At 46.0% G+C, this 17076-nt stretch carries 21 protein-coding genes and 2 tRNA genes; 16 read left to right on the top strand and 7 right to left on the bottom strand.

From position 1 onward, the window contains the following. Positions 1–24: 24 nt before the first annotated feature. On the bottom strand, positions 25–1533 hold the full coding sequence (gene ccsA / locus JFQ59_RS04720; protein ID WP_202319262.1) for a cytochrome c biogenesis protein CcsA: 1509 nt from the start codon (positions 1531–1533) through the stop codon (positions 25–27). Continuing rightward, on the bottom strand, positions 1534–1875 hold the full coding sequence (locus JFQ59_RS04715) for a cytochrome c maturation protein CcmE domain-containing protein (protein WP_202319261.1): 342 nt from the start codon (positions 1873–1875) through the stop codon (positions 1534–1536). Positions 1876–1975: 100 nt separating this feature from the next. Between JFQ59_RS04715 and JFQ59_RS04710 the strand changes: the two genes are divergently transcribed. From JFQ59_RS04710 to JFQ59_RS04695, 3 genes are all read left to right on the top strand, one after another. Continuing rightward, positions 1976–2058, top strand: a tRNA-Leu gene (locus JFQ59_RS04710). A 50-nt stretch (positions 2059–2108) separates the two neighbouring features. Then, a tRNA-Ile gene (locus JFQ59_RS04705) sits at positions 2109–2183 on the top strand. Positions 2184–2930: 747 nt separating this feature from the next. Next, positions 2931–3416 carry a TolB family protein gene (locus JFQ59_RS04695; protein WP_230972308.1) on the top strand — a complete coding sequence of 162 codons (486 nt, stop codon included), beginning with the start codon at positions 2931–2933 and terminating at the stop codon, positions 3414–3416. A 421-nt stretch (positions 3417–3837) separates the two neighbouring features. On the opposite strand, the gene JFQ59_RS12780 is transcribed toward JFQ59_RS04695, so the two are convergent. After that, positions 3838–4140, bottom strand: a complete 303-nt coding sequence (locus tag JFQ59_RS12780; RefSeq protein ID WP_407928334.1) for a type II toxin-antitoxin system VapC family toxin — start codon at positions 4138–4140, stop codon at positions 3838–3840. A 106-nt stretch (positions 4141–4246) separates the two neighbouring features. Further along, positions 4247–4408, bottom strand: a complete 162-nt coding sequence (locus JFQ59_RS04685) for a hypothetical protein (protein ID WP_202319259.1) — start codon at positions 4406–4408, stop codon at positions 4247–4249. Between the two features lie 167 nt (positions 4409–4575). Here JFQ59_RS04685 and JFQ59_RS04680 point away from each other — a divergent pair, with 167 nt between their 5' ends. From JFQ59_RS04680 to gatD, 4 genes are all read left to right on the top strand, one after another. Then, complete coding sequence (locus JFQ59_RS04680) at positions 4576–4806, top strand: Lrp/AsnC ligand binding domain-containing protein (RefSeq protein ID WP_202319258.1); 231 nt, start codon at positions 4576–4578, stop codon at positions 4804–4806. Next, positions 4803–6614 carry a DNA topoisomerase VI subunit B gene (locus JFQ59_RS04675; protein ID WP_202319257.1) on the top strand — a complete coding sequence of 604 codons (1812 nt, stop codon included), beginning with the start codon at positions 4803–4805 and terminating at the stop codon, positions 6612–6614. Before JFQ59_RS04680 ends, JFQ59_RS04675 begins: the two co-directional genes overlap by 4 nt. 231 nt (positions 6615–6845) lie before the next feature. After that, on the top strand, positions 6846–8297 hold the full coding sequence (gene argH / locus JFQ59_RS04670) for an argininosuccinate lyase (RefSeq protein ID WP_202319256.1): 1452 nt from the start codon (positions 6846–6848) through the stop codon (positions 8295–8297). Continuing rightward, positions 8290–9507, top strand: a complete 1218-nt coding sequence (gatD, locus tag JFQ59_RS04665) for a Glu-tRNA(Gln) amidotransferase subunit GatD (RefSeq protein ID WP_202319255.1) — start codon at positions 8290–8292, stop codon at positions 9505–9507. The genes argH and gatD overlap by 8 nt, the downstream gene beginning before the upstream one ends. Positions 9508–9551: 44 nt before the next feature. Here gatD and JFQ59_RS04660 read toward each other — a convergent pair whose 3' ends face one another. Beyond that, positions 9552–10397, bottom strand: a complete 846-nt coding sequence (locus JFQ59_RS04660) for an ABC transporter ATP-binding protein (RefSeq protein ID WP_202319254.1) — start codon at positions 10395–10397, stop codon at positions 9552–9554. Positions 10398–10455: 58 nt separating this feature from the next. Between JFQ59_RS04660 and JFQ59_RS04655 the strand changes: the two genes are divergently transcribed. The 9 genes from JFQ59_RS04655 to JFQ59_RS04615 all read left to right on the top strand — a co-directional run bounded on the left by JFQ59_RS04655 (position 10456) and on the right by JFQ59_RS04615 (position 15077). Then, entirely contained in the window at positions 10456–10953 is a 498-nt protein-coding gene (locus JFQ59_RS04655; RefSeq protein WP_202319253.1) for an ACT domain-containing protein, read from the top strand. Between the two features lie 50 nt (positions 10954–11003). Further along, a complete protein-coding gene (locus JFQ59_RS04650) occupies positions 11004–11351 on the top strand; it encodes a NifB/NifX family molybdenum-iron cluster-binding protein (protein ID WP_202319252.1) in 348 nt (115 codons plus the stop codon). Between the two features lie 50 nt (positions 11352–11401). Then, positions 11402–11824, top strand: coding sequence for a NifB/NifX family molybdenum-iron cluster-binding protein (locus JFQ59_RS04645; RefSeq protein ID WP_202319251.1), 423 nt, complete (start codon positions 11402–11404; stop codon positions 11822–11824). Continuing rightward, on the top strand, positions 11815–12066 hold the full coding sequence (locus tag JFQ59_RS04640) for a hypothetical protein (RefSeq protein WP_202319250.1): 252 nt from the start codon (positions 11815–11817) through the stop codon (positions 12064–12066). The genes JFQ59_RS04645 and JFQ59_RS04640 overlap by 10 nt, the downstream gene beginning before the upstream one ends. After that, complete coding sequence (locus tag JFQ59_RS04635) at positions 12063–12851, top strand: nucleotide-binding protein (RefSeq protein WP_202319249.1); 789 nt, start codon at positions 12063–12065, stop codon at positions 12849–12851. The genes JFQ59_RS04640 and JFQ59_RS04635 overlap by 4 nt, the downstream gene beginning before the upstream one ends. Continuing rightward, complete coding sequence (locus JFQ59_RS04630) at positions 12848–13699, top strand: ATP-binding protein (protein WP_202319248.1); 852 nt, start codon at positions 12848–12850, stop codon at positions 13697–13699. The genes JFQ59_RS04635 and JFQ59_RS04630 overlap by 4 nt, the downstream gene beginning before the upstream one ends. Next, positions 13700–14464 carry an Mrp/NBP35 family ATP-binding protein gene (locus tag JFQ59_RS04625; protein WP_202319247.1) on the top strand — a complete coding sequence of 255 codons (765 nt, stop codon included), beginning with the start codon at positions 13700–13702 and terminating at the stop codon, positions 14462–14464. Positions 14465–14634: 170 nt separating this feature from the next. Continuing rightward, positions 14635–14832: a DUF5320 domain-containing protein gene (locus tag JFQ59_RS04620; protein ID WP_202319246.1), complete on the top strand. Its 198-nt coding sequence runs from the start codon at positions 14635–14637 to the stop codon at positions 14830–14832. Between the two features lie 5 nt (positions 14833–14837). Beyond that, positions 14838–15077, top strand: coding sequence for a DUF5320 domain-containing protein (locus JFQ59_RS04615; RefSeq protein ID WP_202319245.1), 240 nt, complete (start codon positions 14838–14840; stop codon positions 15075–15077). 4 nt (positions 15078–15081) lie between these two features. Here JFQ59_RS04615 and JFQ59_RS04610 read toward each other — a convergent pair whose 3' ends face one another. Next, complete coding sequence (locus JFQ59_RS04610; RefSeq protein WP_202319244.1) at positions 15082–15384, bottom strand: hypothetical protein; 303 nt, start codon at positions 15382–15384, stop codon at positions 15082–15084. Beyond that, positions 15375–17072 carry a ferrous iron transport protein B gene (feoB, locus tag JFQ59_RS04605; protein WP_330999846.1) on the bottom strand — a complete coding sequence of 566 codons (1698 nt, stop codon included), beginning with the start codon at positions 17070–17072 and terminating at the stop codon, positions 15375–15377. The genes JFQ59_RS04610 and feoB overlap by 10 nt, the downstream gene beginning before the upstream one ends. Positions 17073–17076 lie beyond the last annotated feature (4 nt).

The raw sequence follows: 17076 nt of genomic DNA, 5'->3' as shown, positions 1-17076 counted from the left end.
ACTTTGTTGTCACATCTGACGCAATCAACCACGACCTCTCAATCTGAACATCTCTCCCGCAATCATGAGTGCCGAGCCAACCCAGACCGCCAAAATCAACGGTACACGGTAGTACTCGATGGTCACACTGCCCGACTTCAAATCGAAAGATGTGATGGCAAAATAGTGATCCATCCAGGGATAGCTGATGACACTGACTGTTGAAACCCGTCTATCTTCTCTATCAATTTTGTATATCAACACTTTCGGAGTAATCTCGCCATAAGGTGTGGAAATTTTAGAATAAACCGTAAATTTTTCAGCATCTTCTCCAATCCACATATCCATGAGCTTGAACTCAGTGTTTTTACCCAGATTTACCGTTTCGTGCTGCTCAAAAAGCCAGACCGAAGCTGAACCAACAAAAAGAAGTATCATACCAAAGTGAAGCATTTTTCGAGCAGTGTCCATATTTCTGATTTTCAAAGCAGCGACAGATGCCAGCACAGCGAAAATTGGAAGGAACGTCACCAGGTAGTAAGCTTTCTCCACTTTAACGATAAGATTTGCCAGCGTACCGAGCAAAACCACAATAAGCATTGCTGAAAATGCTACAGGAAGCTGAGAAAAGCAAACACTCTTTAATTCACCGAATCTCATCGCTCTTCGAATGACGGGTACTAGAGATGCGGTAAACGGGACAACATAGAAGTAATCTGAATACTCCCCGCCAAAGCTGTGAACAGAACTTATGATGCCGCTCCTTGTAATGAAAGTAGCAAGCAAAACCAGAGTGAATGTGGCATATGCAAAAAATTCCCTGTTCTTTTTGACGTGAAAATACAGAGTCAGAGTTAACCAGGGCAGGAGAGACGCATTCTCAACTGGATCCCAACCCCAGAACCCTCCCCAGCCGAGAGTCCTATAAGCCCATATCCCTCCAATAACTATGCCCAGAGTTAAGGTAAGCCACGTGACCCGGCTTACGATGTAGGACTTTTCAGCATTCGAAAGGTGGATTGCGAAGAGTAGAGTTGAGAGAGAATATGCCAGAAAAACTACTGGAGGATGCACAGCCATCTCAATTGTTCTCAGAAGTGGATTCAGTCCATAACCGTTAGAAGGAACATAGGATAGAGTTGCGAAAGGATTTGACACGAGAAAAAGTATCAGCAAGAGATAGGCCGAGAATACCGTCACGATAAAGGCCGTGATTGCTTTTGAGTCGTCTTTTTTACCCGAATTTAGATATATGGAGAGGAGAAACAGATTGAAGAAAGCCCATAAAAGTAGACTGCCCTCCTTTCCAGCCCAGGCCGCACTTATTTTGTAAATAAGGGGCATCCCTGCATCCGAGTTCGCATAAACATACCAAATCTGAAAATTGTCGGTCACAAAGTAATATATGAGCAGAACAAGAGATGCAAGCAGGAAGGATAATGATGCGTAAAGCAAATTTTCGGCTATAACAAGGCGTCTTCTCCCGTAAAACAGAAGCGATGATGCAATGCACGTTAAAAATGACAAGAGCAGAAGAAAGTTTCCCAGCTCCAACTAACCACCTGTGTATTCTGTATGGCACTTCCTCAGAATTTCCTTGGCTATTAAAACGCCATTTTTCCAATCACCAACAACAACAACCTCAGTATCGTACTTCTGCACTTCCCCCTGATATACTACATCAATTTCATTTTTACCATCTGTGAGGACAAACCTGGTTTCGTGACCATTGGCTCTGACATCAGCAATTTTACCCACAACCTGTACATTTTCGGCACTTTCCATTTTAATCAAATCTGAGGGTGTTTTGTAAGGAGACGCAAAATGATACAGGGCGAAAATAACTAAAACCATGAATCCCGCAAACATCATCAAGCTCAGTTTCCTGCTGTCCATATCTGGTGAGGGTTAAAGAAGGTATAAAAGATTTCCCAGTTACCAAAAAGCTCAAAAACAATGTAAAATTTATAAAAATAAGCACACACAGACCGAAAGAGCGGGGGTTGCCGAGCGGTCAAAGGCGCTGGATTTAGGGTCCAGTCCCGCAGGGGTTCGAGGGTTCGAATCCCTCCCCCCGCATACCGGTAAGCAAAAAACAAATAAACCCATAACTGAACATTGAAACAGGTGGGCCCGTAGCTTAGCCAGGTCAGAGCGCCCGGCTCATAACCGGGCGGTCGAGGGTTCGAATCCCTCCGGGCCCATTATAATTGTCGATTCTAAATAATTCCTTTTTCGAAAAAAGAGTTGTGTGGGATTCCAAGATAGGACGTGATAACATGGTAGTTTGGGACAAAAATTCTCCTAATCCCTGACGACGATCTCCAGCCAATGTACCTGATAAACAAACCGAACTGCCCTGTTTTACACCATTGCAAACATATTCGTAGTGAGATTGGTTTATCCCAAAGTCTAACAAAGCACAATATTTTTAAATTGTAACACACCAACATTTAGCATGATAAATACACCCACAGCATTTTGGACGCTCACTTCAACCTCAAAAAGGTTTGATGTGGAGGATATTCCAGAGTGTTTCGTAGATTTATTTTGCGATTGCTGGGCTTTCTTTGGAGGTGAAACTGTAAGCAGTAAATTATAGGTGGCGTTTATGTTGAAGAGAAACTTATTGGCAATCGTAACTGCTATAAGCGTATTTGGACTGGCTTTGGCCATTTGCAGTTCACACCTTCCAGACAGCTGCAAGGCATTTCAAAACGCTGAATTTACACCCGTCACATCCCCCCTCAGAACGAGTTCTTCATCTCTTGGAGCCCGGACAGCAGCAAGATGTATATAACTCCGGGAACCAAGTCTGGGTTTTTGACTTAAACAGCAAAACCAGAGAACGGCTTACAAAAAATGGCACCTTTCTCGACGGCAAGTTCAGTCCTGACGGCAAAAAGATAGTGTTTGTTTCAATTCACAACGATAGCTCAGATATCTGCGTTATGGACTACGAAACAAGAGTTACGGAGTGCTTTGAAATGAACGGCAAAAATCTGAACCCGAAGTGGAGCCCGGATGGGAGCAAAATAGCCTTCTCTGCGAAAATATCGGGTAAAAGGGGGATATGGGTGATGAATGCCGATGGTAGCGGGAAGAGAAGGATCGGCAGCGGAGTGCAGCCTGAGTGGAGATCAGAAAGTGAGCTGTGTTTCCTCAATAATTCCGCCCTCTACTGCGCGAATGTGGAGAGCAGAGAGCAGAAGACCATTGCCGAGAGAGTTGGACATTACACGCTATATGACGCTTTATTGGCCCATGATTACGGCTTCAACGTGACCCTTTTGTGTCTGAACTCTAAGGAGGAGATTGAACTTACGAAAAGCAGACATGACATGCTTCCGATTTTCAGTCCAGATGGTAAGAAGGTTGCCTTTACAACCGACAGATTCGGGAACTATGACATATGGATAGCTTCGCGAACAGGTTAGAGTTGGGCTACTGCTTGACTACAAGCCGGTAGTTCCAACAGGGTTTTCCCATATTCGGTTACACTCCTTAAACATTTTCTCTGCAGGTAAGATCGTGATAACAGTAACAAGATTCTGTTTTTCCTTAGATGATCTGATAAAGGCTGGGAAGGTTGAGGCTCGGTGGATAGGGGTGAAGAACGGGAGGAAGGCTTTGAAGAACAAGAAGCTGGTTGAGTTTTTGCAAGCTTACAGCTTTGAGAATGAGAGGTTTAAGTTGCCGAATGAATCCGTTACTTTGTTCCCGCTGTTTCTGGTTGGGATTATCGGGAGTGATAATGATTTTAGCTCTGAGGAATGGGTGTCAGCACGCTTCCATCTTAAGCTTGCTGATGGTTGTCTGGTTTGCGAGGTCGATGCTGTTCAGGGAGCTGAGGGAGATCTAAATGTCCAGAACTCTAAAGCCCTCCAATTTCGCACAATCAAGCAATTTTCGATCAAAACTAACAAAAAGAGGGTCATATTCTTTGAGTTTCATTGCGAAAGACAGTTGCAGAGAGTCGAGAGTTTTGAGGCGGTGCCTCATAACGAACTCAACGGCATTGCTGATGACGTTTGAATCGAATTTCAGGATGATGAAGTTGGCGAGATCCTCATGAAACTTAGTAAGGACGTAAGAGACCTCTTTTTGTCTGATCACCCTTTCGTCAGCCTTCCTCCTTAAAGCCGAGGTGAATTCGACAATTGACAGCTCAGAAATAGCGATGATGATTTTTCGAAAATCTCGTCAATTGTATCTGAATGCTCCTCTCTGTGATATCTCTTGACCAGAGCGCTTGTATCTAAATAGGCTATCTCCACTCCTCATCCCTCTCTTTCAGGACTTCTTCAGCAAGAGAGCCTTTAATTTTTGATAGAATCCTTCTGACTTCCTCTAAGCTTACATCTTTTTCTCCTTTGATCTTCCTGAAAACAGGATATTCAATTTCGATGCGGATCTCTCCCGTGTTCATCACGTTAATTTTGCTTTGGAAGATAAAAAGGTTACTCAAACCAAACCGCCCCATGATCGAGCCAGATGGAGAGAAGGGTTGATTTGCCTGCTGAAATTAGATTTTAATTACCCGAATGAACTGGACTCGATGGAAAAACTATTAAATCATGAAATACACGGAATTTCATGGTAATAGGAGTAACGATGGTCAATGTCGCTCCGGGAAAGGAGAAAGATGTCTATCTCAAAATCAAGAACAAGAAGGATGTGAGAGAGGTCTATCACGTTTTTGGAGAGTTTGACTTCGTTGTCATAATAGACACCAAGAGCCTTTCCGATCTCAACAGGCTGGTTGACGAGATAAGAACGATTGAGGGTGTTACAAAGACTCAAACAGTGGTTGGAGCTGAGATATGAGTGAGGGTGGTAAACACAGAGAGATAAGCGTTGCAGAGTTCTTTGAAAAGAATAGACACATCCTCGGATATGCGAACCCGTCGAAGGCAATCATAACTGTTGTGAAAGAGGCCGTAGATAACGCTCTCGACGCCTGCGAAGAGGCCGGAATTCTCCCTGACATTTTTGTGAGGATAACAAAGGTTGACAACCACTTCAAGGTCACCGTCGAGGACAATGGGCCCGGGATTGAGAGAGAGCAGATTCCACGAGTTTTCGGAAAGCTGCTTTATGGTTCGAGATTCCACGAAATAAGGCAGAGCAGAGGTCAGCAAGGAATTGGGATTTCTGCAGCAGTGCTGTACGCTCAGCTCACAACTGGAAAACCGGCGGTGGTCGTTTCAAAAACTGTCCGAGATGAAAAGGCTACGAAAATGGTCCTTTACATCAACACAAAGAAGAACGAGCCCGAAATCGTCGAGGTGGTTGAAGAGGACTGGTACATGCCCAGTGGAACGAAAATCGAGCTTGAAATTGCGGGAAGCTACGTTCGTGAAAGGAAACAGAGTGTACTAGAGTACCTGAGGGAAACGTCTGTCATAAATCCCCATGCCAAAATAACCTTTGTCGAGCCGGATGGGACGATTAACGAATTTGACAGAGTAACTGACGAAATTCCGGCAGCTCCCAAATCCATAAAACCACATCCACATGGAATCGAGCTTGGGACTCTGATGAACATGCTGAAAACTTCAAAGGCAACAACATTGAAGAAGTTTCTGAAAGATGAATTCGTGAGGGTCGGTGATAAAATTGCTGATGATGTCCTTAGAAGGGCCGGGTTCAGTGGCACCGAGAATATTCATGAGATGGGGAGGGATGAAGCTGTAAAACTTCTTGAAGCATTCCGTAACACCGATTTCCTTCCACCCCCAACAGACTGTCTCTCACCAATAGGAGAAAAGATGATTGCACGAAGTTTGATGGCTGAGTATTCTCCAGAATTCGTCTTTGCAGTAACCAGACGGCCAAAAGTCTATTCCGGACATCCCTTCCTGGTTGAGGTTGGAATCGCCTATGGTGGTGAAATAAAAACTGAAAAAGTTGCGGTTCTCAGATACGCAAACAAAATTCCTCTGCTTTACCAGCAGGGTGGCTGCGCAATAACAAAGGCTGTAGAGAACGTCAACTGGAAAACCTACGGGTTAATGCAAAACAGAGGTGAACTGCCTTCGGGCCCGGCTGTCATTCTCGTGCACGTTGCATCGACCAACATTCCATACACATCCGAATCGAAAGAGGCCATAGCGGCAATACCGGAGATAATGGATGAAACTCGTCTGGCGCTTCAGGAAGCAGGAAGAAAACTGAAGGAATACATCGAAAGAAAGAGCAGACAGCAGAAGAAGAAAAAGAAGGAGGAAATGATAAGCAAGGTTCTACCCCTTATAGCAAAGAAAGTCTGCGAAGTTCTCGAGAAAGATCCGATAGAGATCGACAAGATCGTGGCCAGAATCATGGGGTATCTCTACGCCGAGCGTGAAATGGCAGAGAAAGACGGTGTTAAAGAAGTGGTTTTGAGAATATCAAACTTCACAAGGTCCAAAAAAGAATTCAAAGTGTTTGAGATGTGTTCTGGCGATGTAGAGGCAGAGGGGGCAAAGGTGTCATCCTCGGGATTCACCACCATTTCATGGAATCTGACCCTGAAGCCGGGGGAAGAGGTTGAGCTGAGATACACTCTGAAAGGGAGAATTCTCAACAGGAAGCCACTTTTCGATGGAGTTGACAGGGAGGTGCTGAGCGGTGGAGAGGTGATGAACTACTAGTCGAGCATATCAAAAACTATTGGTTCTCCTTCGTCCGGTTTCTGTTAGCTTGTAATTCTCCGTTCCTTTTTAACCACCGAAAACCCAATTTGAGGTCTGTCAAGGTCAGTTTGCGATTATATTCAATTATCCCTTTACCCATCAAGCTTTTCTTAAGTTTTTGACAGAACAAAAAACCATCGATCTCGGGAGAAACAAGAAAATTAATTAATCAAGTGGAATACTAGGCACATGCTCAGAGATAGCAGAATGGAAAAAGGCATGGACTCTCGCGCTCTCAAACTTTCGAGTTCAATTGCTCATGATAGAAATATTTTCTACTATGACATTCTCGTAGATGTTGCCCACACTCTGACCCTTCACAAATCAGGCTATCTCTCCGACACAGAGGCGGCCGAGATACTCAAGGCTCTTAAAGAAATTAAGGATAGGGGTTACAACACGGAGTGGAAATACGAGGACGTCCACGAGGCGATTGAGGCAGAGGTTACCAGATTAACTCCTGCTGGAATGAAGATGCACACGGGAAGGAGTAGAAATGATGAGGTTGCCACGTGTCTCAGACTGTTTGCGAGAGACCATCTTCTGAACCTTGCCGAAAACATCCTGCTGATTATGGAGGTGATACTTAACAGGGCCGAAAACAGCAATTCAATAATGCCGGGGTTCACCCACCTGCAGTACGCCCAGCCCACCAGACTATCTCACCACCTGATTGCCTACCATGATATGCTTTCAAGGGATTTTGATAGAGCTCTGGAAGCGTTCAAGAGGGCGAACAGGTCACCTCTCGGTTCAGCAGCATTTGCATCAACCGGCTATATTCTCGACAGACATTACTCTGCAAGACTCCTCGGATTCGACGGGGTTGTTGAGAACTCAGAAGACGCTGTTTCTTCGAGAGATTTCATAATAGACGCTGTGTATGTGTGTGCATCCCTGATGCTGTCCATTAGCAGAATCGCCGAAGAGATCGTTCTTTTCTCTTCCGAATTTGACTTTATTGATTTGCCAGATGAATTCGCTTCCACATCATCCATCATGCCACAAAAAAAGAATCCCGACATTGCCGAACTGCTGAGAGCCAATGCTGGACGGATGATTGGAAATCTCACGGCCACAATGAGCATATACAAAGCCATGCCGTTCAGCTACAACAGAGACTTTCAGGAAATGAATGCCATTCTCTACGACTCGCTGAAAAGGGCTGAAACGGCAAGTGAGGTTCTTGCAGCGATGTTCGAAAAAATCAGATTTAAGAAGGATGTTATTGAGAAGAAAGCTTCAAAGGGATTTGCAACAGCCACGGAACTCGCTGACATGCTGGTAATGAAATACAACATTCCTTTCAGAATCTCACACCGCATCATTGGAAAGCTGGCTGCCAGAGGGGTGCAAAAACCTACCGGGAAAGATATTGAGTCCCTGGCCAGGGAAATGGGCTACAGTATAAAAATAAATGACGACGATATTGACGAAGCCATGAATATCGGGAAGGCTGTGGAGAGGAGAAAGAATACTGGTGGCACCGCCTTGGAGGAGGTAAGGAGAATGATAACTGCCAGAAAAAGTGAACTCAAAGATAGAAGAGCTAAAATCAGAAATCTGAGGGGAAGAATAGGTCTTAGCTTGAGAATGCTTTACCAGGAGGCGGAGAAGCTGGAGGTGAATTTCCATGCTTGAGGGCAGGAGGGTGAGGATTAAAGCCAAGGGAAGGGTTTTTGAGGGCATAGCAATGCCGTCCTTCACCGGAAATTTCGTATTAAAGCTTGACAACGGTTATAACATCGGATTCAAAGAATACGAGCTTCTCGAAGTACTGGATGAGGAGAGATTCGAGGTAGAAATTCCCCAACTCGCCAGAAAGGAGGGATTACCCAACCTGAAAATTATTTCCACGGGAGGTACCATAGCAAGCAAGGTTGATTACCGAACCGGTGCAGTAACCAGCCAGTTCTCCGCTGAGGAAATTGCTTCCGAGGTTCCAGAACTGACCGAAATCTGTAACGTCGACGCAGAGCTGCTCTACAATATACTGAGCGAAAACATGAAGCCCCAGAACTGGATTGAGCTTGCCAGACACGTTTACGATGCGCTGAAAAAACATGATGGAGTCATAATCACACATGGAACCGACACGATGCACTACTCATCCGCTGCGCTTTCCTTCATGATCTCAACCCCCAAACCAGTTGTATTCGTAGGTGCACAGAGAAGCTCGGACAGGCCGAGCAGTGATGCAGCAATGAATCTTCTCTGCGCTGCAAGGGTTGCGAGTGAAGACCTGGGAGAGGTTGTTGTCACAATGCATGGATCCACAAGCGATGACTTCTGCTATGTCCACAGGGGTGTGAAGGTGAGAAAAAATCACACCTCAAGAAGAGATGCGTTTCAGTCGATCAACATCAGACCAATTGCCAGAGTGGAGTACCCATCTCTGAATGTCGAATGGATTTCGTGGAGGTTCAGAAGGAATGAAAGGGAGCTCAATCTGATGGACAGGCTGGAGGAGAAAGTCGTACTCATAAAATTCTTCCCCGGTTTGAGGAGTGACATTCTCGAATACTACCACTCCAGGGGTTTCAGGGGTTTTGTAATTGAGGGGACGGGTCTTGGTCACGTTTCGACTGACTGGATGGAGACATTGAGGCGAATTTGCGAGGACTCTGTGGTTGTCATGACCTCCCAGTGTTTGTGGGGAAGGGTCTGTGACAGGGTTTACGACACCGGAAGAGATCTGATAAGAGCCGGTGTGATTGAGGGGGAAGATATGCTGCCGGAAGTGGCCCTTATAAAACTGATGTGGCTGCTCGGAAACTACAGTATGGAGGAGGCAAAAGAAATGGTAAAGAAGAACATAGTCGGCGAAATCGAGCCAACAACCAAGTATTAGCCCTTTCTGGCTATCACCCCCAAAGAATGTAAAGTAAATTATCATTAATAAACTTTTCTCACATTTTTGAAATTACCCGACATGAGAGCGAAATAAACGTTCTCAAGTCTCGGCACCTCTCTGTCTATCTCCAGAATCGTACCACCCTCCTGCCTAATTTTCTCCACAGTTTTCACGAGTTCATCAACTTCGGAGACTTCTAAAGATTTCCTTCTCCCGTCAATCGTGAATTCGATGATGTATGCACTCCTCCCCATCAGCTCCCGAAGACCGCCGTAATAGAGCGCCCGGCCTCCTTTCATTATGATAACCTTATCCGCTATCTTTTCAACATAAAACATATTGTGAGCTGAAAACACAATTATTTTTCCACTCTCCGCCAGCTCTCTCATTAAATTTGCCACCATCAGGGACGTGCTCGGATCGAGTCCACCCGTTGGCTCGTCGTAAATCAGCACATCTGGATTGTGAATCAGCGTTCTTGCGATTGAAACTTTCCTCCTCATCCCCTTGGATAGATTCCCAATCAATCTGTCCTGAAGACTGAGTTTTTCCATCAGTTCCTGAATTTTCCTATCCGGGTTCTCAACACCATATATATCCGCAAAAAAACGTAGGTACTCGGAAACAAACATGTTATCGTAAAGGGCGTCAATTTCAGGAAGATAGCTCAGTCTTCTTTTTACATCATTGTCAATCCTTTTTCCAAAGTACCTCACCTCACCGCTGTCAGGATCGATCAATCCAGCCAGAATCTTGAGTGTCGTTGATTTTCCTGCACCGTTCTCGCCTATAATCCCCAGTACCTCTCCTCTCTCCACCGTGAAGCTCAGATCCTTCAAGGCCAAGAAATCGCCATATTTTTTGGATATTCCACTTACCTCCAGCACCAGTCTACAATAATATAGCAGGATATAAAGTTTAATACTTGGAAGTCTAAGTACGGTCATGTGGAAAAAAGTTGCTGAAAAGTTCGAAAATTATCCATCTCAAATTGCTGTAGCCAGAGAGTTTCTCAGACTGGGTATCGCCGTGAGAGACGGAAAGGCGTACTGCGGGGACATTGAGCTCGTACCAACAAAAATAGCCGATGCAATAGGAGTTGACAGAAAGGTCGTTCTGGCTGCCATCCAGAATATTGAGGGTGATGATGAATTAAGAAAGGTATTTTCAGCCTTGAAGCCTGTTGCAAACATAGCAGAGGTTGCGAGACTTCTGGGATTCGGAGTTGTTGAGGTTTATGCGGAAAGTCACAAGGTAGGGATAGTTGCAGGAGTGTCATCCGCACTTGCGAGGGAGGGGATTTCCATAAGATACATTCTTGCCGAGGATCCGGAGCTAAGTGTGGAGTCAAAACTGACCATTGTCACCGAGACCAAAATTCCCGGCAGGGTTGTCGATGAAATTCTCAGGGTTGACGGTGTGGAAAAGGTTCTGATTAGCTGACGAACAACATTTTTAGAAAAACCTAAAAATCGTCAAGTGATCCCTGTTATATGAAGGTGTGCATACCAACCTACAGAGGAGGACTGGACGACTACGTTTGCGATCATTTTGGCAGGGCGGAGAGTTTCACAATCTATGACACAGAAACAGGGGAGATATCAGTGATCAGGAATACAAGCGAGCACTTTGGCGGAATGGGGAGACCTCCAGAACTGATAAAGGCTGCTGGAGCTGATGTCGTAATCTGCAGTGGTATGGGTGCAAGGGCTATAGCCATGTTCAGAACTTTTGGAATAAAGGTATACATGGGTGCGAGCGGTACGGTTAAGGAGGCAATTGATCAGTTTTTGGCCGGAAAGCTTTTGGAAGCGGATGAATCCATGGGCTGCACTCACTGATCTTTTTAGGTTTCCCGAAAAGTTATATACAGCACAGGAAAAGTATGATCATGAGAATTGCGGCAACAACACGGAGAGGGGGAGTTGAGGATACCATAACCCCCCAGTTCGGGAGGGCTGTTACCTTTACCATAGTCGACTACGATGGCGAGATAAAAGACGTCGAGATTGTGGAGAATACTGCAGCATCTCAACCAAGTGGTGCAGGGATTGCAGCCTCACAGATTCTTGTTGATAGAAGGGTTGAGGCGATTCTGACCGGTAATGTGGGACCAAAAGCCATGAACGTTTTGAAGTCGGCAGGTATTGGAATTTTCAGAGCCGATGGATTGAAAGTCGGAGAAGCGATAGAGAGATTCATGAATGGAGAACTCGAAGAGATTGCATCCCCTTCCAGAGGTATGGGAGGAGGTAAGGGAAGAGGGACTGGAGAAATGGGGCAGGGCAGGAAGGGAGGAGGTAGATGGAGATAGTGATCCACCTCAAGGGACACTGCATCGAAACAGAAGCAAAGAAAAGGTACGAAAGGCTCGTTCGCAATCTGCTCAGGGAGGAGGATAAAACAGGAGAAATGGAGAGGGAACTCGATTTTCTTCTTGAATTTCTGAAAAAGGCCAACTTTCAGGAGCTCAGAAAAAGAGGTTTTGACGGCAGCAGGGAAATTCGGGTGAGGGTTAAAAGAAGCGGGGATGATTTTATAGTGGAGGAGATATGAGAATCGCTGTTGCATCCGGTAAAGGTGGAACGGGAAAAACGACCGTTGCAGTTAATCTCGCAGTGTTTAATTCTGTTAATCTTTTTGATCTTGACGTTGAAGAGCCGAATGACCACATTTTCATCAAGGGAGAGAAAAAAGAGAAGACGGCCTACAGAAAGGTTCCTGTTGTGACAGATGACTGCAATGCCTGTGGTCTCTGCAAGGACATCTGCCAGTTCAATGCAATATACGTCATCGACAGGGCATATCCTCTGCCAGAGCTCTGTCACAGTTGTGGCGCATGCATACATCTCTGTCCTGAAAATGCGTTGAAAGAGACAGACTACCAGACGGGAAAGATAGTAACTGTTGATTCAGACATAATACTCACTTACGGTGAGCTCACAATCGGTGAGGCTTCAGCCGTTTTCCTGATAGAGCAGGTCAAGGAATTAATGGGCAGGGATGCCATCATCGACTCCCCACCCGGCGTTGCATGTCCCATGGTTGAAAGTGTGAACGATAGTGATTTCGTTATTCTCGTCGCAGAACCAACACCTTTCAGCTTTCATGATCTGAAGATTGCTGCAGAGGTGGTATCTGATCTGGGGCGAAAATTCGGAGTCGTGATAAACAAATACGGCCTGCCCTACGAGGGTGTTGAGAAATACTGCAGGGAAACGGGAATAGAGATCCTTGGCAAGATACCCTTCAGCAGGGAGATAGCTAGGAAATACTCCAGAGGAGAACTGCTTCATGATATGAAGAGCTTTTTCGTGGATCTTTACGAGGGGATAGTGTGAAGCAGGTGGCTGTGATAAGCGGGAAAGGGGGAACGGGGAAGACATCGTTTTCAGCAACGGTTCATGCAGTTGAGGGTGGTGTGATTGCCGACTGCGATGTCGATGCTCCAAATCTGCACATTCTATTAAAGCCAGAAATTTTAAGCTCCGGGGATTTTACCGCAACAAAAAAGGCAGGAATACGGCAGGATCTATGTTCGGGATGTGGTATGTGCCACGAAGTCTGCAGATTTGATGCGATTGAAGTTGGTGAAAATTACGTGGTGGATGAGAAAAAGTGTGAGGGCTGTGCATTCTGCTACAACATCTGTCCAGAAAATGCAATTGTTATGATGGACACCAAGACTGGGGAAATCTACCATTCCAGGACAGAATGGGGTTACTTCATACACGCAAGGCTTAAGCCCGGTGAAGAAAATACCGGAAGACTTGTCACAGAAGTCAAGAACAGAGCGAAGGCTGTTGCAGAAGAGATAAATGCCGAGATTCTTATTGTTGATGCTGCTCCGGGAATCGGATGCCCGGTAATGGCAAGCCTTACCGGAGTTGACGCTGCAATTATCGTAACAGAGCCGACCGCTTCTGGTCTTAATGATATGCTGAGGATCATTGACCTGTGCAGACATTTCAGAATCCGTCCATTTGTTGTTGTAAATAAATACGACCTGAACGAACAGGTGAGTTACGAAATAGAGAGCTTCTGCAACGCTAACGGAGTCGAGTTCGTAGGTGTGATCCCGTTTGATGAATCGATTCCAGAACAGATGGCAAATCTGGACTTTCCATTTCACGGCAAGGCAGCAAGAGAGATTGAGAAATGCTGGAAGAATGTTAAGGAGGTGTTGTGAGTGCAGAGGAGAGTTACGGATGAGGAGATTAAAAACAGACTGGATAAAATAAAGAACAGGATTGCCGTGATGAGCGGCAAGGGTGGTGTTGGCAAATCAACGGTCACGGCACTGCTTGCCCTGCATTATGCCAGGAAGGGAAAGAAGGTTGGAATTCTGGATGCGGACTTTCTCGGCCCGAGCATACCCATACTCTTCGGGCTGAGGAATGGCAGAGTGTCCGTGAGCGCTGATGGACTTGAGCCGGTTTTGACTCAGAGATACAAAATCAGGGTGATGTCGATGCAGTTTCTTCTACCGCAGGAGAATACTCCGGTCATCTGGCGGGGGCCGCTGATTGCGGGGATGATAAGGGAGTTTCTGGGTAGGGTTGCGTGGGGCGAGCTTGATTACCTTCTCGTAGATCTCCCACCCGGGACAGGAGATGCCCCACTTACAGTCATGCAGGACGCAAAGCCAACAGGAGTTGTTGTGGTATCCACACCACAGGAACTGACTGCAGTCATTGTGGAGAAAGCAATAAACATGGCTGAAGAGACCCAAACATCTGTTCTCGGGCTTGTTGAGAATATGAGCTACTTTGTCTGCCCAAACTGCGGTCACAGAAGTCGTATCTTTGGAGAGGGAAGGGGAGAGCTGCTGGCGAAAAAATATGGTATAGGTTTCGTTACCGAGATACCAATCGAGGAGGAATTGCTGAAACTGGCTGACAGCGGAAGGATAGAAGAGTACGAAAAGGATTGGTTTGAAGACGCTGACTTCTAAAACCGAATACAAAAGCAATTCCATTACCTTTTTATTCCCCAACGTTTTCTTAAGAGGGGATTCTATTGTGATTGCGACCAGATATACAAGCCACCAGGATCGGCAACCTTTTTTAGGATCGCCGAAAAATTTAATATAAGAATGTACAACTTTAAACTTGAGGTGATAGCATGCCGGGTGGAGATGGAACTGGCCCCTGGGGAAGGGGGCCAAGAACTGGAAGAAGGGCTGGCTTCTGCTCCGGCTACAGCAGGCCCGGATTCATGAACCGCTCAGTGTATCCTCCTTTCGGTGGCAGATGGTTCGGATGGTTTGGCAGATTTGGATTCTGGAGAAGAGGTAGAGGGAGAAGTAGAGGCAGGAGGTGATTGCGATGCCCTGGTGGATGCCCGGATGGGGTGGTAGAGGCTGGAGATGGTGGTACAGAGCCACCTGCTTGCCGGGATGGATGAGATGGGGCTGGTGGGAACAGCCTCCATTCTATCCACCCTCTCCGACATACAGGCCCGAGGATGAGCTGGAGATGCTTGAGGCGATGAAAGAAGACCTTGAAGCTGAACTCAAGGATATCACAAAAAGGATTGAGGAGCTGAAAAGGGATCTTGAGAGGTAATTTTTTATCTAACTTTTTTAACAGCATGGGGAAGTGCGAGTATCCCCAGCATTCCAAAGCTGAAGCTCCCCGATACCAGATAGACGAGAATCATCAACGTCGAGAAGGATGCTGCAATCAGTGAAGCTACAGTTGCGTACGAGCTCTTTTTAACCACCAGTCCTTTAAGGTATATTGCCGTTATCGTCCCAAGAACAAAAGCATTCATCAGCGATCCTCCCTCCAGATTGTAGAGGTGCAGGGCCGACACTACCTCCATAACCGTAAGAAGGAGGAAATAAAGGGTGAAAACAAGAGCTAGAACCATGCTCCCACCACCGTTGCAAGGATGGATATAACGTACGCAACTGAAAAGCTGAATAAAACCGCAAACGCCGCCCACCTTGCTCCGATCTCAGCCCTGATCGCTGATATTGTTGCAACGCATGGCATGTACAAAAGAGTGAACAGCATGTAAGCGAAGGCCTGAGTCGGACTCATAATACTGGATATATCCACATTCAAAACACCAATTGTAGCAACAACGACCTCCTTTGCGACAAATCCAGATATCAAAGCAAGAACAAGTTCCCAGCTCCAGCCCATTGGCGAAAATAGTGGCTGGATCGCCTTTCCCAGCATCGCTGCATAGCTGCTCTCTATATTCCCTCCCGGATAGTTTGTTATATACCATACCACCACCGACATAACCAGAATTACCGTACCGGCTTTCTGAATGAAGTGCTTTGTCCTGCTCCATGTCATGAGCCAGAGTTCTCTGGTGTTCGGAAGCATGTAGGGTGGAAGTTCCATGATAAACTCGCTTTCACCCTTGAGCAGCGAGTTTCTCAGTATCAAAGCTGAAACCAGGGCTATCACCACACCGGTTAAATAGAGCGCCATAATTATGAGACTTCCACTCTCGGGAAAGAAGGTACCGGCAAATAGGATATATATCGGAAGTCTTGCAGAACAGGAGATGAAGGGATTTACCAGCACTGTGGCTATCCTGACCTTCCTGTCCTCAATGCTTCTTGTCGCAAGAACAGCCGGAACATTGCAACCAAAACCCATTATGATAGGAATTACGGATCTCCCATTTAACCCGAATCTGGACATGAATCCGTCAACAAGAAAGACAGCTCTGGGCATATAACCGCTCAGCTCAAGCAGAGAAAGAAAAAGGAACAGGAAGACTATGTTCGGAACGAACGAAAGAACACTGCCAACTCCAGCAACAACACCATTACCCAGCATGGAGAAAAACCATCCACCCAGTCCGGCAATATGAGATGCGATGCTATCGAACAGGCTGCCAAGCAAATCGGTCAGAGGCTGAGCGACAGAGTAGGTAAATACGAACATCATCCACATGATTGAAAGAAAAATCGGAATTCCGAGATGTCTGTCCATAAAGACTTCATCCAGAGCTTCTTCAAATTCCGACTTTCCGATACCTCCTGCTCTCACAACCTCCCTTGCAATGTCCTCGGCCATCTTCACTATTTCTTCAATGCTGCCATGATATACCCTGGGTATCCTCCCGCCCCTCAGTATTTCCCTCCTGAGTTCCTGGATGCCCTCTCCCCTAACGGCAGAGGTCTCGACAACAGGCACCCTCAGAAGATCACTCAGCTTTTCGGCATCAATGTTGATTCCTTCCTTCCTAGCCTCGTCGATCATGTTGAGAACGACGATCATGGGTATTCCAAATTCCGTAAGCTGAAGAGTCAGATACAGGTTTCTCTCAATGTTCAGAGCGTTTATAACATTGAGAATCAGATCGGGCTTTTCTTTGATTAAATAGTCCCTTGCCACCTGTTCATCAATGCTTTCCGCCTGAAAACTGTAAATGCCCGGCAGATCAACAAATGTAACGGTCTTTCCGTCAATCTTACCTTTACCTTCTTTCTTTTCAACTGTAACGCCCGGAAAGTTGCCCACAGAGAAGTTACCGCCGGTCAGAGCATTGAGCAAACTCGTTTTCCCAACATTGGGATTCCCAACCATCGCCACCTTC

The organism is Archaeoglobus neptunius, assembly GCF_016757965.1.
GTDB lineage: Archaea > Halobacteriota > Archaeoglobi > Archaeoglobales > Archaeoglobaceae > Archaeoglobus > Archaeoglobus neptunius.
This window is presented reverse-complemented; position numbering and strand designations above follow the sequence as displayed.

Bases quoted from the DNA above. Each gene is read 5' to 3' on its own strand.
- JFQ59_RS04680 (WP_202319258.1), top strand. From the start codon at position 4,576: ATGGTAATAGGAGTAACGATGGTCAATGTCGCTCCGGGAAAGGAGAAA.
- gatD (WP_202319255.1), top strand. From the start codon at position 8,290: ATGCTTGAGGGCAGGAGGGTGAGGATTAAAGCCAAGGGAAGGGTTTTT.
- JFQ59_RS04615 (WP_202319245.1), top strand. From the start codon at position 14,838: ATGCCCTGGTGGATGCCCGGATGGGGTGGTAGAGGCTGGAGATGGTGG.
- JFQ59_RS04695 (WP_230972308.1), top strand. From the start codon at position 2,931: ATGGACTACGAAACAAGAGTTACGGAGTGCTTTGAAATGAACGGCAAA.
- JFQ59_RS04635 (WP_202319249.1), top strand. From the start codon at position 12,063: ATGAGAATCGCTGTTGCATCCGGTAAAGGTGGAACGGGAAAAACGACC.
- JFQ59_RS04640 (WP_202319250.1), top strand. From the start codon at position 11,815: ATGGAGATAGTGATCCACCTCAAGGGACACTGCATCGAAACAGAAGCA.
- JFQ59_RS04620 (WP_202319246.1), top strand. From the start codon at position 14,635: ATGCCGGGTGGAGATGGAACTGGCCCCTGGGGAAGGGGGCCAAGAACT.
- JFQ59_RS04675 (WP_202319257.1), top strand. From the start codon at position 4,803: ATGAGTGAGGGTGGTAAACACAGAGAGATAAGCGTTGCAGAGTTCTTT.
- JFQ59_RS04715 (WP_202319261.1), bottom strand. From the start codon at position 1,875: ATGGACAGCAGGAAACTGAGCTTGATGATGTTTGCGGGATTCATGGTT.
- argH (WP_202319256.1), top strand. From the start codon at position 6,846: ATGCTCAGAGATAGCAGAATGGAAAAAGGCATGGACTCTCGCGCTCTC.
- JFQ59_RS04645 (WP_202319251.1), top strand. From the start codon at position 11,402: ATGAGAATTGCGGCAACAACACGGAGAGGGGGAGTTGAGGATACCATA.
- JFQ59_RS04650 (WP_202319252.1), top strand. From the start codon at position 11,004: ATGAAGGTGTGCATACCAACCTACAGAGGAGGACTGGACGACTACGTT.
- JFQ59_RS04685 (WP_202319259.1), bottom strand. From the start codon at position 4,408: ATGAACACGGGAGAGATCCGCATCGAAATTGAATATCCTGTTTTCAGG.
- JFQ59_RS04610 (WP_202319244.1), bottom strand. From the start codon at position 15,384: ATGGTTCTAGCTCTTGTTTTCACCCTTTATTTCCTCCTTCTTACGGTT.
- JFQ59_RS04655 (WP_202319253.1), top strand. From the start codon at position 10,456: ATGTGGAAAAAAGTTGCTGAAAAGTTCGAAAATTATCCATCTCAAATT.